Source organism: Shewanella frigidimarina (genome assembly GCF_003797125.1).
Classification (GTDB): domain Bacteria; phylum Pseudomonadota; class Gammaproteobacteria; order Enterobacterales; family Shewanellaceae; genus Shewanella; species Shewanella frigidimarina.
In genome coordinates this window covers 631930-645791 of record NZ_RKKE01000003.1, presented here as the reverse complement: position 1 = coordinate 645791, position 13862 = coordinate 631930, and the positions used below count along the sequence as shown (strand labels likewise).

The following is a 13862-nucleotide window of genomic DNA, read 5'->3' as shown; positions in this document are numbered from 1 at the left end:
AGTTCCGTTTGCGATCAAGTCGTATTGAATGAGGCGAGGCTTCAGCTACGCTGTTTATCGATATTCTGTTTACGTTTTTTGAGCATTTTTTGTTGTACATTCAAGCTTGCTTTGACTAATTGCTCAATATCATCTTCAAGTATTTGGCTAAATTCAAGCTCACAGCGCCAATATGCGGTTTCGGTGGCGTCATCTGTTGATACTGGGATGCAGCTTTGTATTTGGCACAGACACAACAATGCCACTAATTCTGTATGCAAATAGATGTGGGTCTTAACGTGTTCATTTACAACCAATGGACGTGAAGAAATGATACTAATTCCACTGCCACCAAATTGATCACCTTTAAATAACTCACCATCTTGAACTTCTTTTTCTAATACGTGTTGCAATACTAAATCGACTTTACGCGATTGTAGCTTTAAAAAGTCGACCACAGCTTTTGCATCATTGTCTAAATTGCGCAGTTGCAGTAAACAATTTGCTTCAAGACTTTTCACTTCGGTCAGTAGTTTTAACCCAACAGATTGCATGTCGCGGAGTTCATCATCTGTGGGTAAAGCTTGGTTTGCATCCCACGAAGTTAAGTACACATTAAAGTGGTGAGGCACACTAAAATAAGAATTGCTGTCAGGTATCAAGGTTTGCCTCTTTATTTATCACACTAATAGCCCTATTATCGTGCCCAACTTAATGATTTAGCAAGTCATACACGCTGGCTTGTTGTTTTCATATTCACATTTTGCCTGATTGTCTGACTTATACGCCCCAATAGGCGCACAGGATTAGTATTTTTTTATGAATTTAGGATTTTCATTTTTTATCGGCTACCGTTACTGGCGAGCCCGAAAAGCGAATGCTTTTGCCTCTTTTATTACCTTCTTTGCGGTATCGGGTATTTTCTTAGGTGTTGCAGCATTAATTGTGGTCAGTTCTGTGATGAATGGACTCGAAGGCCAGCTAAAAAATCGCATTTTAGGGGCGGTGCCGCAGATGACCCTTATCAGTGATATGGGATTTAGGGATTGGCAACAAAGTAGCCAAAGCCTGTTGGCGGATAAATATTTATTACAAAATATTCGTGGCATTGTGCCTAGTGCGACTACGCAAGCTATGATCCAATCGAGCAGTAACATTCAAGCGATACAAATGTATGGGGTTTATCCAGAGCTTGAGCAATCATTGTCGAGCATTGCGGCTCATACTTATTCAGATGCTTTTTCAACGTTACAAGCTGGCAAGTATTCAATTGTGCTCGGCACCGATCTAGCCCGCAAATTAGACGTTAAAGCGGGCGATAAGGTTAGAGTGTTAAGCGGTGATGGGGTGGTGTATTCACCAATGGGCCCGGTGCCGAGTCAGCGTAAATTTACTGTTGCAGGTGTATTTGAAATGGGCTCGCAAGTCGATTCAAGTGTTGCCTATGTACATTATAAAGATGCGCGTAAATTGATGCGCCAAGACAGTAATACCATTAATGAATTACGGGTCTATTTGAACGATCCATTTTCCGCGCCAGCGTTAGCACCCAAACTGGTTGCTGGATTTGCGAAGCAAAATATCGACATCAAAACTCGTGATTGGCGCCAAGATTTTGGTCATTTATTTGCCGCCGTAAAAATGGAAAAAAATATGATGTCACTCATGCTCAGTTTAATTGTCGCCGTAGCGGCATTTAATATTGTGTCAGCATTGGTGATGATGGTGGTGGATAAAACAACCGATGTTGCGGTGCTAAAAACCCAAGGGTTAACGACTACTTCAGTGATGAATATTTTTATTGTGCAAGGCTCGCTTAATGCGATGTTAGGGTTAATGCTTGGCGCGATTGCGGGCATTGTGTTAACGCTTAACTTGAATGAAATATTAACCACTGTTGGTATTTCTATTTTAGGTGTCGGTCAGACGCTACCTGTGGAATTGTCATTAGCGCAATTGAGTTTCATCATCTTAGGCACTTTATTGATTACTTTAATTGCCACTCTTTATCCTGCGTTGTCCGCCGCAAGGGTTCAACCTGCTACCGCTTTGAGATACGAATAATGAGCCAGACACAACAAGCGTTATTACAAGTTCAACACGTCAGTAAGCATTATCATGACGGTGAAGTGACCACTCAGGTATTATCGGGTGTTGATTTAACCGTGTATAAGGGTGAGCAGCTAGCCATTGTAGGCAGTTCTGGATCGGGTAAAAGTACGCTTTTACATATCATGGGTACCTTAGACACACCAACGTCTGGAACCGTGTTATTAGACGGCGAAGATTTATACCAATTGTCTAGTGCGCGTCAGGCACAAATACGTAATCAGGATTTGGGCTTTATCTATCAATTTCATCATTTATTGCCAGAGTTTACCGCGATTGAAAACGTGGCGATGCCAGCATTTATTCAAGGCAGAGATAAAACGCAAGCCTTGGTAGACGCAAAAAATTTACTTGAACGTGTGGGGTTAGGTCATCGTTTGCAGCATATTCCGGCGCAATTGTCGGGTGGTGAGCGTCAACGTGTGGCGATTGCCAGAGCACTTATCAACAAACCGAAGTTAGTATTAGCCGATGAACCTACAGGTAATTTGGATGCCAGCAGTGGTGATAATGTTTATGCGATGATCCGCGAGTTAGCGCAGCAATTTGGTACGGCGTTCGTGGTGGTTACTCATGATCATAAATTAGCAGCCAAGATGGATCGTCAATTGACAATGAAAGATGGCATTTTGCAAGTTGTTGCTGCAACATCTCCAACAGGGCTAGCCGAATGAGTAAGTGGTTACCGTTAACAATTGGCTGGCGTTTTTTCCGTGCCAGACAGTCTAATGGCTTTATCGGTTTTATCTCATTTGCATCAACTGCGGGTATTGCCTTAGGTGTGGGTGTGCTAATTGTGGTGTTATCTGCCATGAATGGTTTTGAAAAAGAATTACAAGACCGGTTATTAGGCGTGGTGTCTCACGGCGAACTCGTTGGGGTTAACCAACCCATTGCCGATTGGCAGGATATTGCCAAAAGTGCTTCAAATATGCCGCAGATTACTGGCGTTGCTCCTTTTGTGCGCTTGCAAGGGTTAGTGCAAAAGCCAGGCGGGTTTCAAGGGTTAATCGTCAACGGTATTGATATTAAACATGAATCTGACGTGTCCAGCATTGCTGATTATATGTCTGTCGATGCATGGCAGTCATTAAGCAGTGATGAAAATCATATCGTGCTTGGCCGCAGTTTATTAACTAAGTTGGGCTTGAAGGTGGGTGACACCTTGGCGATGTATACCCCAGATGCTAATAACAGTCAGTTAACGTCGGCCAAAAGCCATCGCTTTGTGGTGTCTGGCGTGTTCGAGTTGGGTGGCGAAATTGAATCGACTCAAGCTTATGTGTCGCTTGATTATTTAGCCGATTTGCTCGAGCTGGGTTCTGCCGTTTCTGGGGTACGAATTCAAGTCAATAATGTGTTTAATGCAGCAAGTATCACTCGTGATTTAGGATTTGCCCAAGAGCAGTATTTATACATTAATGATTGGACTCGCACACAAGGGCATTTATACCAAGATATTCAACTCGTTCGTTTAGTGATGTATTTGGTATTAGCGCTGGTTATTGCTGTGGCGTGTTTTAATATTGTGTCGACACTTGTTATGGCAGTGCGCGATAAAGCCTCTGAAATTGCGATTCTGATGACAATGGGGCTTCATCGTGGTGCCATTATGGCGATATTTATTCTGCAAGGTGCTTTAAATGGACTGATGGGGTGCACTATTGGTGGCATATTAGGGGTCACTCTAGCATATAATTTAAGTGCTATTGCCAGCAGTCTTGAGCAGATATTAGGTATTCAACTATTAGCATCGGATATTTATTTTATTGATTTCCTTCCTTCTGAATTACATTATCAAGATGTATTAGTTGTATTGTTAATGGGCCTATTCATGAGCCTTATTGCAACCATTTACCCTGCGTGGAAAGCGACTAAAATTGCGCCAGCCACTGCATTAGCGGGCAGATAAACGCTATAAAAAAACGAGGTTGATATGGCCAGTAATGCTAGTTTGGATTCACTAAAGTGTCCTACGTTAACCTCGGGTAGTTTAATCATCAGGCCATTTAGTCTTAATGATTTAACGGCATTTACCGCCTATAGAGCTGATCCTAGTGTTGCGCGATATCAGAGTTGGACCGATTATCACTATCAAGATGCGCTAAGCTTATTCAATTCGACCCATTACCAAGATTTTGCTAAAGCAGGGCAATGGTATCAATTAGCCATTAGTGATCAGCATGAGTTGTTAATGGGCGATCTGGCGCTACATTTTATTGATAACAGCCAAGTTGAAGTCGGTTTTACGATCGCTCCTGCATTTCAAGGGCAGGGAATAGCGGCACAAGCGCTAACGCGTTTATTGCAATATTTGTTTGTAGAATTATCTCGTCATCGAGTTATTGCTCAAACAGATTGCCTCAATCTAGCCAGTGCAGCACTTTTAGAAAAGTTGCAGTTTCGTCGTGAAGGCCATTTTATTAACAATGTGTTTTTTAAAGGCGCATGGGGTGATGAGTATCTGTATGCCATGTTGGCGAGCGAGTTTGATAATCAATATCCTGAGCATAAATGATAAAGAAAGCTGTTATGTCCTGTAACCAATGTTCCGACTCTGTTTTTATACAAAAAATTGGCCGTTGTAAACGTTGCATGTGGCAATTAACCCTACTGAGCATAATTGCATGGCCACTTTGGTGGTATTGCTATGCGGACACGCCTAAGACAGTTGAATCCATTGCATTAATTTTCTTTGCGGTTAGTTTCAGTGGATTACTTACACTGCATTTAGTGGTGTGGGCTTATCGCAGTCTAACGAGCCTCCGCTTGTAATCTACCGCGTCAAAAAGTCCTTTGACCAGCTAATTGTGTTGCATTCATTGGTAATGGACATGCTATTGACGTAACCAGAAATAAGAAACAGCGCCTTTTTTAGCCACACATATGACAAGCTAAAATGACAAATAGTCGAAACGTGTGATTTTTACGACCCATCACTTAATCAGTTCTTTGCTTAACTAAACAAAAAGACACTACAACGGCTGCATCTGCTTTTGTTTACCAAACGTGTCAGCATCAGTATTTCGCTTCCAGTATCCCGTAGCACTGATTGAACTTAATGGTAATTGTTGTTGCTCAAGTAAGTATTGCTTTATTACTCTCACTTGGGTGGCCTCTAAGCCGACAAAAACTTGTGTCACAGCAGGTAAATCACCAAAGAGTTCAAGTTTATCTAATAACCAATCTATCTGTTGTTCTGCAGTGATACTGTCATTTAGTACTAACCAATGGGTTTTCAATAATGGGTGTTGACTGAGCAGCGCTTGCTCTTGATGGCTATTCACCAACATGATGATATGCCCTTTAGCGGTGGCGGGAAGCCGCTTTACCAATGCATCAACGGCATTGATAGACGTGGAATCTCCAAATAATAAGTAGTCATTGACATCGAATCGATTCATTTTTAATGGCCCAGGGCCTGCAATTGCGACGGTATCGCCAACGTTAGCTAATTTTGCCCAATCGGTTGCTGGCCCCGTATGCTTATTTATCACAAAATCTAAGCTAAGTTGACCACGCACAGGATCAAACTCCCTGATGGTATATGAGCGCTTAATCGCAGCATTAGGACCGGTTAACGTCATATTTACGTTGGTTTCACCGGGTTGCGGTATTAATACTTTTACATAGGCCCCTTGTTGATCGGCAGGGAAATTAGCCAGTTGCTCGCCACTCAACACCAATCTACGTAAATAAGGGCTTATTTCAATAATGTCACTGATATAAGTTAATCGGGTTGGAGATTTTTTAGCTGATTGGTTATTCATAATAACTTGCCTGTCGTTTGGGTTAGCAAAGCGTTGGGGGTTAATCACTCGTTTGCTGCAACTGATAATTGCATTAACCTTGCTGTTAGTAGATAATGTCAACTATATTGGTTGTTGTTGACAAAGTCAACTAGTTAGTGGTTGTTGTCATTGAATTTGATGCTGCTGGGGTATTAAAATGATTTTGAGGATGTCTTATGTCTGAAAATATAAAAGAGCCGTTGTTTAATTTATTACACAGTGTAAAGCGTTCATTGCGTCATGCTATTGATAGCGCTGAATTTGGGTTAACGCCATTACATTTACGGGTGTTAAAAATAATTGCTAACCAAGATAAACAAGTAACAGCGAATGATATAGTGCAAAAAACATTGATTGATAAGGCGCAACTTGCACGGTTAATTAAAGAATTAATTAACCTTAAGTATGCTGAGAAATCAGATAATCCCAGCGACAAACGCAGTTACTTTTTAGGCTTAAGCCCTGCGGGAATTAAGATTGTTACCAAATTATCTACCGCAGAGTCACGTGTGAATGAGTTAATGAAAAGTGGGTTAACAGACCAAGAAATTGCAGATTTTTCGCGTTTAGCAAAGCGGATGGCACAAAATTTAAATCAACATCTCTAACTTGTATTAAGGCCGCAGTAGCGGCCTTAATACAAGTACATTAATCAATCTATGAGGTGTTACTGGCCTTTACGTTTTTGCCATTTAAACAGAACTGAATAGCGCCACATGCTTTTAATGACAATAAACCCTACCAAAGCACTGATAATGGCTAGTGCTAGGCAACCAACAAGAAAAGGCGGGCCGATAGTTGATACTGAGGCTTCAATCCATGCCCAGCTGGCTTCAAATTGAAATGCTTGTGCTTTATGTCCTAGGATTTTAGTGCCTAACAAGTAGGCTCCATAAAACATAATTGGCATCGTCAGTGGATTTGTTATCCATACCAGCGCCACAGCAACGGGAAGGTTGACGTTAAACATAATGGCAAATCCTGCCGCAACAACCATTTGAAATGGCATGGGGAGCCAAGCCACAAATAGCCCAACAGCAAAGGCTCCTGGAGCTGATTTACGATTCAATGCCCACAAATTAGGCTTGTGCAATAGTTTGCCAAACATCCGCAAATACTTATGTTCACGGAGTGTTTCTGGTTTTGGCATAAATCTTTGTATTAATTTTTTTGGCATATTTGTCGATTAATGTCTTAACTAATTCATTATGAATCGATTTATCTATGGCTTTTGCGCCTGTTCTTTATCAGCGATGTTATGGCCTTCGCTGGCACCAATATGGTGTTTGCCCATTCTATTCTTGGCTATGCTTCTTTGCCTTCGCAAAGGGCCGCTTATGGCTGGCTGTTTATTCGCCGTCATTTGGCTGAGCCTGTTATTTCATTGTCTATATATGCATCAATATGCTGAAAAGTCGCAACAAATCGAGTTTAAGGCGCAGATAGTATCACTAGTTAGCCAAAACCGCGACTGGATTAGTTTTGATGTGCGCGTTATAGCAAAAACCCATCAAGACGCATTTTTTGAGACGTTGGCGCTTAATAATGTGCAGCGATATTACCGATTAACATGGCAAAAGCCAGATAAAATTGTTGTTGGCCAAATATGGCAATTTAATGCAAAAGTTAAAGGGATCTCAAGCATCCAAAATCAAGGTGGTTTTAACCAGCAAAAGTATTTTATTAGCCAGCATATTGTCGCTAAAGGTCGTGTTAAGCAAGCAGAGTTGCTTAGTAACAGTAGCTCAATTCGTCAACAAATCATGGAAATATTATCACCTTTATTGGGGCAGTTTTCTCATGGCGATATTTTACACGCTTTGATTTTTGGCGATAAAAGCGCATTAACCTCTCAACGTTGGCAGCAGTTGCAACAGACCGGAGCAGGGCATTTAGTCGCGATTTCAGGTTTACATCTGTCGGTAGTTTTCGGATTGTTTTATGGCATTTTGATTGGGATAAGTCGCTATGCATTTTCATGGCAGCATTTGGGTAAAATCCAACTGGCAATGGTATTTGCTGCAGTATTTACTTTAGGTTATGGCTACTTATCGGGTTTTGCTATTGCCACTCAACGCGCATTGTTGATGCTGTTTTTATTGTTGATATTTAGTTTTATTAAACAATTTAGTCATCATTGGGATCGACTTGCTTATGCATTATTTTTTGTGTTGTTGGTTGATCCCTTTGCATCGTTAGGTGCTGGGTTGTGGTTATCTTTTGGGGCATTGGTGATTATTCTATTGTCGGTGAAACCAGACTCGGTAGATCAGCCATCTAACCTAGACCCTGTTCTCGTTAATCGAAGCATTGATGTCCCCGAGCTTACTTTGACGGACAGATGTATTGAAAAAGTTATGCTGCTGAAGGATAACATTTTACATGGACTCGGTATTTTGTGGTCGATTCAATGGCGTTTAGCGCTGTTGCTCGGCATTTTGCAAGGGATATTATTTGGTGGCATTGCACCTCATAGTATTTGGTTGAATATGCTGCTGGTGCCTTGGTTTAGCTTGGTGGTTATTCCATTAACCCTGTTGAGTTTTTGCATTTGGTTACTGGCGTTATGGATTTTGTGGGTGCTAGGCATTGATATTGCTTCATTGCAAAGTTTTAGTTTAATGATATTTCAGTGGGCTAATTTAAGTTTGGAGCCTTTTGCATGGTTATTACAGCTGAGCGATGATTTACCGTTAAATCAACTGGTGCTAACCGAGAAAGAGTTAGCGGGGGGAATGTTTTTTGTTTTAGCATTGATGTTGTTGGTGCTACGCAGATACGTACCGAATCAGCGAAAATGGAGTTATAGCGTTGTAGTGGCAGTACTGATGCTGCCCATCATCATGAACAAGTTAGTGACTCATGAGATAGTGTTTTCACCAGCGTCTTCGTTAGGTGAAACACCATGGCAACTTCATGCCATCGATGTGGCTCAAGGAATGGCAGTGGTTTTACAACAAGGGCAACACGGAATTATTTACGACACTGGCGCTGCTTATGGGGAGTTCAGTTATGCTCAACGTGCAATATTGCCTTTTTTGGCCAGTAAAGGTATCCGTTATGTTGATTATATTGTTGTGAGTCATGACGATAATGATCATGCTGGTGGATTAAACGTGTTGGTCGATCGATTTCCACAGGCGGCATTAATTGCTGATTTTTCAGCGTCAGCCTCAGCGTTAACTGAATCATCACATAGCGTGCGAACTTGTGACGGTGAATTATTGTGGCGCGGTGTACAATTGAGTTTTATTCCAAATATTTTAAGCGCCAATAGTAATGACAATAACCGTTCCTGCGTGGTTAAATTGTTTGACGGTCAGTCAACGGTGTTGTTAACCGGAGACATTGAAGCTCCACGAGAGCAAGCACTTTTGGCGGTAAATGCAGATATTCAAGCCGATATTTTATTCGTTCCGCACCACGGTAGTCGCACCTCATCTACCCCAGCCTTTATTGATAGTGTTAACCCCCAATTAGCTATTTTTACCGCTGGCTTCTCTAATCAATATGGGTTTCCTAAACCAGATATTATGGCGAGGTATCAACAACAAGGCAGTAAAATGTTACAAACTGGCCATGTCGGCCAAATAAGCATCAACTTCACAACTGAAGGCTACAAAGTGACCACTTACCGTCAGCAAATTGCCCCATTTTGGTATAACCGTTTGTTTAGATTTGGTGAGTCACTTAAAGCAGAGTAGAATGTTATTCATGTTTGCTAGTTAAGTATTGGATTCAATGTCAGCATCACCTAAAAATGAAATGTGGGTCGTTTTCAAACGTTTGATGGCCTATGTCGTACCGATGAAAGCTATGTTTATTATGGCTGTTCTAGGTCTTATTACTTATGGCGCTGTCGATGCAGCGTTTATCGCATTTATTAAGCCGTTTATTGATGAAGGCTTCAGTCAAACGCCTGCGATAGTCGCCGGTGTCGACTTACCAACGCACGGTGGCTTTAACGCCAATAAAGACATTATGTTAATGGCCCCAATCGCGGTTATTTTAATGTTTAGCTTGCGTGGTGTGGCTAACTTCGTGTCGACCTATTGTGTGTCGTACATGAGTGCTCAGCTCATTATGGATATGCGTCAACAAGTGTTTGAGCACTACCTACGTTTACCTGTGAGTTATATTGACCGTGAAAATAGCGGTAATTTGATTTCACGCGTTACGTTTGATACCGAGCAAATTGCTCGTGCATCAGGCAGTGCGTTGATTTCAATTGTCCGTGACAGCATGACGGCCATCGGTATGTTAGGCATTATGTTCTACTATTCGTGGAAATTGTCATTATGTATTTTGGTGATAGGCCCCATCATGGGTGTGGTTATCAGTGTAGTCAGTAAGCGCTTTCGCAAGGTGTCTAAGCAAATTCAATCTGCTATGGGCGGTGTAACCGCAACCACAGAACAGATGATTAAGGGCCATAAAAACGTATTAGTGTTTGGTGGACAAAAAACTGAGGTTGAACGCTTTTTTCAAGTTAACGATCGTAATCGCTACCAAAACATGAAGCTAGCGGTTGCACAGTCAATCAGCCAGCCGCTCATTATGGTGATTGGTTCATTCGCATTGGCGTTTGTGTTGTATGCTGCCACTTGGGATAGCATGAAAACCGATTTAACCGCTGGTACGTTCGCGGCTATTTTAGGCGCCATGTTAGCCATGCTACAACCGATTAAAAACTTAACCCGTGTTAATGCGGAATTTCAGCGTGGTATTGCCGCTTGTACCACAGTATTTGAATTATTAGACACTGCGCCAGAACCTGATAATGGCGTATTTAGTATTGATAGAGTTGAAGGTAAGTTGACCTTTGATAATGTGACATTTGCATATCCTGGCCAAGAAAAGTCTGCACTTAATGGGATTGATTTTGAAGTTAAGCCGGGTAAAACGGTTGCGTTAGTAGGGCGTTCTGGCTCTGGTAAATCGACCATTGCCAGTTTGATCACTCGCTTTTACGGTGATTTATCAACTGGTGATATCCGTCTTGATGACACCAGTATTTATGATTACCAACTAAAATCACTTCGTAATCAAGTCGCTCTAGTGTCGCAACAAGTTACCTTATTTAATGACACCATTGCCAATAACATTGCCTATGCCTACCCAGGTGAAGTGACTCGCGAACAAATAGTACATGCCGCAGAGTTAGCCTATGCCATGGAATTTATTGATACTTTACCTGAAGGCCTTGACACCCAAGTCGGTGAAAATGGTGTGTTGCTTTCGGGCGGCCAGCGCCAACGTATTGCAATTGCCCGTGCCATGTTACGTGATGCGCCAGTGTTAATTTTAGATGAAGCAACATCAGCATTGGATACAGAGTCGGAAAAAGCGATTCAAAAAGGCCTCGACAATCTTCGTCATAATCGTACTTCTATTGTGATTGCACATCGCTTATCAACCATAGAAAGTGCGGATGAAATTTTGGTTATTGACCAAGGTAAAATTGTTGAACGCGGTAACCACAATGAGTTAATTGCCCAAGCAGGTATTTACGCTAACCTTTACCAGATGCAGTTTAGCCAATAATGATCAGGTGGTTGTGATGCAACAGCTTATTCATCGCATTTGGTTCCAAGGTCATCAGGCAAAGTGGTTATTACTGCCGTTAGCTGGGTTATTTTGGTTAATATCTTATATTCGGCGGGTACTGTTTAGTTGTGGGCTTAAACAAGCACAAGTATTACCAGTTCCTGTAATCGTGGTAGGTAATATCACCGCAGGAGGCAGTGGTAAAACCCCGACAGTGATTTATTTAATTGAACTGTTACGCCAACACGGTTACAAACCAGGTGTAATAAGCCGAGGTTACGGGGTTAATCTCAATGGTGTTGTTGCTGTTAATCCGAATGCAAAAGCCTGTGATGTAGGGGATGAGCCTGCAATGATAGTGGCTCGCACTCAAGTCCCTATGGTTGTCGGCGCCAAGAGAGTTAGCGCTGCACAAACATTATTAGCAGACTTTGATGTTGATGTGATTATTAGTGATGATGGCTTACAGCATTATGCTTTAGGCCGCGATATCGAAATTGCTTTAGTGGATGGTGAGCGACGTTATGGTAATCATTGTTTGCTACCTGCAGGTCCTTTACGTGAAGGTTTGTGGCGTTTAAATTCTGTTGATTTTGTGATAAATAATGGCGGGCCAGCTTTTAACGGTGAGGTGTTGATGACACTCGAGCCGGCACCGCTTTGTCTGGTTGACAACAATCTACAAGATAAGTTTAATCTGCAACATAGTGTCGTTGCGATGGCGGGTATCGGAAATCCGCAACGTTTCTTTAATAGTATTAGCCAGTTAGGTTATAAAGTAGTACAAACAGTTGAGTTTGCAGACCACCAAGCATTTGATCAAAAGCAATTAAGTGAGTTATCCGCACAACATTCATTATTAATGACTGAAAAAGATGCGGTTAAATGTCGCGATTTTGCACAATCAAACTGGTGGTATTTACCTGTAAATGCGAAGCTTAACTCAGAATTTGATCACGCATTGTTGAGCCAATTACTGCAAGTGGCTCAAACTAAAAAAGGATTGTCTCATGGCATTTGATAAAAAATTACTCGAAATTGTGGCCTGTCCAGTATGTAAAGGAAAGCTAGATTACGATAAAGAATCGCAACAGTTAATCTGCAAGTTTGACAAGTTAGCGTATCCAATTACCGAAGGTATTCCGGTATTATTAGAAAATCGAGCAACAGCATTAGTGACTGAATAACATAGCCGTTGTGTAATAGAATATTGAATGATTAAGCGCCCGAAAGGGCGTTTTTATTTGTCTAAAAAAAGCCATTATATTGAATAAAAACATTATTTCTTCTCGACTATCAATATTTTCCTAGTTGCTCCGTTCATCTAACTATTTATTTATCGTGGTTATTTATGGTGTTTATTACGTGTTTTAGCTGATGATGAATTGATCAGCGATTCAAGCTGACTAACATTAATGGTAATGAAATGTATCTTTTGTGTTTTTAGTTTGTGTACAAGGTATGCATGAAGTTTTTATATAAGGCTAATATTGTTGAAAAAAAGCGAAAATCATTGGTTTTATTGAGTTCTATAAACGCTAGGAAGATAATTTAGTCATCAGTAATGGTGAGTCGATGACTAGGTTGTTTTATGACTGAGAAAGATGGTTTTCAACAACATGTAGCTAACGTTTATCGCGAGCATCGCGGCCAACGCGTGGTATCTTTTGAATATCAGGGTAAGCGTTATTGGTTGAAACAAGTTGAGCATCTTGCGGGGGCGATGCGTTTATTAAAACAAAACTCGGCGGCTGCATTACATAAAGAAATTGGTGTATTAAATACGTTAAGTCATTTAGGTGCACCAGTGCCTGCTGTGGTCGACTTTGGCGATGGTTACATGGTTGTCGAAGACGTAGGCTATACCATTAATAATATTCTAAACCATACTAGCCAAACTTTATGGCAACCGATTTTAAATGATGCCAGCATAGCCTTAGCAAAACTACACTGCATGCTGCTTGCCCATGGTCGCCCAGCCTTACGTGACATTAGCTGGCAAGAAGGTGAGGTTAGATTTATTGATTTTGAAGCGAATCAACAGCATATGTCAATTATCTCACAACAAGTTCGTGATTTGTTAGTGTTTATCCATAGTTTATATCGCTACATTGGACCTAATAATAGAGTGATTAACCAAGCAATAGCTTGTTATCGTTTGGCTGGCGGCGAAGCTATATGGCAAAAGGCCAAGCAGTTTTTAGCTTCTTGGCAGTGGTTATATTATTTCGCGAGACCTTTTAGACATACTGGCGGAAAAGATTTGAAGCCGGTGTATTGGGTATTGTGGCATTTCAGGCAAGTGCCTTTAACACCGATATAGCGGATGTATTTTTCTTTAAATACGCTGGTATTCAATACAAAAGCTTGCCTAGAACAACAAGCTTTTGTATGTAAGCCGACAGTGATATTGATTGGTATCCGTTAAGGGCTATC

The 13862-nt window shown here is 41.3% G+C and carries 14 protein-coding genes; 11 read left to right on the top strand and 3 right to left on the bottom strand.

Features of this window, described 5'->3' with window-relative positions:
• Window positions 1-41: 41 nt before the first annotated feature.
• A complete protein-coding gene (locus EGC86_RS12280; RefSeq protein WP_123777749.1) occupies window positions 42-641 on the bottom strand; it encodes a hypothetical protein in 600 nt (199 codons plus the stop codon).
• Window positions 642-798: 157 nt separating this feature from the next.
• Here EGC86_RS12280 and EGC86_RS12275 point away from each other — a divergent pair, with 157 nt between their 5' ends.
• From EGC86_RS12275 to EGC86_RS12255, 5 genes are read left to right on the top strand one after another with little or no spacing between them, the layout of a single operon-like run.
• Window positions 799-2043, top strand: a complete 1245-nt coding sequence (locus EGC86_RS12275; protein WP_011637851.1) for a lipoprotein-releasing ABC transporter permease subunit — start codon at window positions 799-801, stop codon at window positions 2041-2043.
• Window positions 2043-2762 carry a lipoprotein-releasing ABC transporter ATP-binding protein LolD gene (gene lolD, locus EGC86_RS12270; protein WP_011637850.1) on the top strand — a complete coding sequence of 240 codons (720 nt, stop codon included), beginning with the start codon at window positions 2043-2045 and terminating at the stop codon, window positions 2760-2762. Before EGC86_RS12275 ends, lolD begins: the two co-directional genes overlap by 1 nt.
• Complete coding sequence (lolE, locus tag EGC86_RS12265) at window positions 2759-4000, top strand: lipoprotein-releasing ABC transporter permease subunit LolE (protein ID WP_011637849.1); 1242 nt, start codon at window positions 2759-2761, stop codon at window positions 3998-4000. The genes lolD and lolE overlap by 4 nt, the downstream gene beginning before the upstream one ends.
• 24 nt (window positions 4001-4024) lie before the next feature.
• Window positions 4025-4606: a GNAT family N-acetyltransferase gene (locus EGC86_RS12260; RefSeq protein ID WP_123777748.1), complete on the top strand. Its 582-nt coding sequence runs from the start codon at window positions 4025-4027 to the stop codon at window positions 4604-4606.
• 14 nt (window positions 4607-4620) lie between these two features.
• The gene (locus EGC86_RS12255; RefSeq protein ID WP_123777747.1) at window positions 4621-4863 is read left to right on the top strand and encodes a DUF3624 domain-containing protein; all 243 of its coding nucleotides are present in this window, start codon (window positions 4621-4623) and stop codon (window positions 4861-4863) included.
• A 200-nt stretch (window positions 4864-5063) separates the two neighbouring features.
• On the opposite strand, the gene EGC86_RS12250 is transcribed toward EGC86_RS12255, so the two are convergent.
• On the bottom strand, window positions 5064-5858 hold the full coding sequence (locus tag EGC86_RS12250; protein ID WP_123777746.1) for a siderophore-interacting protein: 795 nt from the start codon (window positions 5856-5858) through the stop codon (window positions 5064-5066).
• 197 nt (window positions 5859-6055) lie between these two features.
• On the opposite strand from EGC86_RS12250, the gene EGC86_RS12245 reads away from it, so the two are divergent.
• Window positions 6056-6487, top strand: a complete 432-nt coding sequence (locus EGC86_RS12245) for a MarR family winged helix-turn-helix transcriptional regulator (protein ID WP_011637845.1) — start codon at window positions 6056-6058, stop codon at window positions 6485-6487.
• Between the two features lie 59 nt (window positions 6488-6546).
• On the opposite strand, the gene EGC86_RS12240 is transcribed toward EGC86_RS12245, so the two are convergent.
• Window positions 6547-7056 carry a DUF2062 domain-containing protein gene (locus EGC86_RS12240; protein ID WP_011637844.1) on the bottom strand — a complete coding sequence of 170 codons (510 nt, stop codon included), beginning with the start codon at window positions 7054-7056 and terminating at the stop codon, window positions 6547-6549.
• 31 nt (window positions 7057-7087) lie between these two features.
• Between EGC86_RS12240 and EGC86_RS12235 the strand changes: the two genes are divergently transcribed.
• The 5 genes from EGC86_RS12235 to EGC86_RS12215 all read left to right on the top strand — a co-directional run bounded on the left by EGC86_RS12235 (window position 7088) and on the right by EGC86_RS12215 (window position 13749).
• On the top strand, window positions 7088-9583 hold the full coding sequence (locus tag EGC86_RS12235; RefSeq protein WP_123777745.1) for a DNA internalization-related competence protein ComEC/Rec2: 2496 nt from the start codon (window positions 7088-7090) through the stop codon (window positions 9581-9583).
• Window positions 9584-9620: 37 nt separating this feature from the next.
• Window positions 9621-11423 (top strand): lipid A export permease/ATP-binding protein MsbA, encoded by a 1803-nt coding sequence (gene msbA, locus EGC86_RS12230; protein WP_123777744.1) that lies wholly within the window; start codon window positions 9621-9623, stop codon window positions 11421-11423.
• Window positions 11424-11439: 16 nt separating this feature from the next.
• Window positions 11440-12447 carry a tetraacyldisaccharide 4'-kinase gene (lpxK, locus tag EGC86_RS12225; RefSeq protein WP_123777743.1) on the top strand — a complete coding sequence of 336 codons (1008 nt, stop codon included), beginning with the start codon at window positions 11440-11442 and terminating at the stop codon, window positions 12445-12447.
• The gene (locus tag EGC86_RS12220) at window positions 12437-12613 is read left to right on the top strand and encodes a Trm112 family protein (protein WP_101086858.1); all 177 of its coding nucleotides are present in this window, start codon (window positions 12437-12439) and stop codon (window positions 12611-12613) included. The genes lpxK and EGC86_RS12220 overlap by 11 nt, the downstream gene beginning before the upstream one ends.
• Window positions 12614-13017: 404 nt before the next feature.
• Window positions 13018-13749: a BUD32 family EKC/KEOPS complex subunit gene (locus EGC86_RS12215; RefSeq protein WP_123777742.1), complete on the top strand. Its 732-nt coding sequence runs from the start codon at window positions 13018-13020 to the stop codon at window positions 13747-13749.
• The last annotated feature ends 113 nt before the right edge of the window (window positions 13750-13862 follow it).

What these genes read in the sequence shown, in the direction of transcription:
- EGC86_RS12275 (WP_011637851.1), top strand. Translation starts at nt 799, where the DNA reads ATGAATTTAGGATTTTCATTTTTTATCGGCTACCGTTACTGGCGAGCC.
- lolD (WP_011637850.1), top strand. Translation starts at nt 2,043, where the DNA reads ATGAGCCAGACACAACAAGCGTTATTACAAGTTCAACACGTCAGTAAG.
- lolE (WP_011637849.1), top strand. Translation starts at nt 2,759, where the DNA reads ATGAGTAAGTGGTTACCGTTAACAATTGGCTGGCGTTTTTTCCGTGCC.
- EGC86_RS12260 (WP_123777748.1), top strand. Translation starts at nt 4,025, where the DNA reads ATGGCCAGTAATGCTAGTTTGGATTCACTAAAGTGTCCTACGTTAACC.
- EGC86_RS12255 (WP_123777747.1), top strand. Translation starts at nt 4,621, where the DNA reads ATGTCCTGTAACCAATGTTCCGACTCTGTTTTTATACAAAAAATTGGC.
- EGC86_RS12250 (WP_123777746.1), bottom strand. Translation starts at nt 5,858, where the DNA reads ATGAATAACCAATCAGCTAAAAAATCTCCAACCCGATTAACTTATATC.
- EGC86_RS12245 (WP_011637845.1), top strand. Translation starts at nt 6,056, where the DNA reads ATGTCTGAAAATATAAAAGAGCCGTTGTTTAATTTATTACACAGTGTA.
- EGC86_RS12240 (WP_011637844.1), bottom strand. Translation starts at nt 7,056, where the DNA reads ATGCCAAAAAAATTAATACAAAGATTTATGCCAAAACCAGAAACACTC.
- EGC86_RS12235 (WP_123777745.1), top strand. Translation starts at nt 7,088, where the DNA reads ATGAATCGATTTATCTATGGCTTTTGCGCCTGTTCTTTATCAGCGATG.
- msbA (WP_123777744.1), top strand. Translation starts at nt 9,621, where the DNA reads ATGTCAGCATCACCTAAAAATGAAATGTGGGTCGTTTTCAAACGTTTG.
- lpxK (WP_123777743.1), top strand. Translation starts at nt 11,440, where the DNA reads ATGCAACAGCTTATTCATCGCATTTGGTTCCAAGGTCATCAGGCAAAG.
- EGC86_RS12220 (WP_101086858.1), top strand. Translation starts at nt 12,437, where the DNA reads ATGGCATTTGATAAAAAATTACTCGAAATTGTGGCCTGTCCAGTATGT.
- EGC86_RS12215 (WP_123777742.1), top strand. Translation starts at nt 13,018, where the DNA reads ATGACTGAGAAAGATGGTTTTCAACAACATGTAGCTAACGTTTATCGC.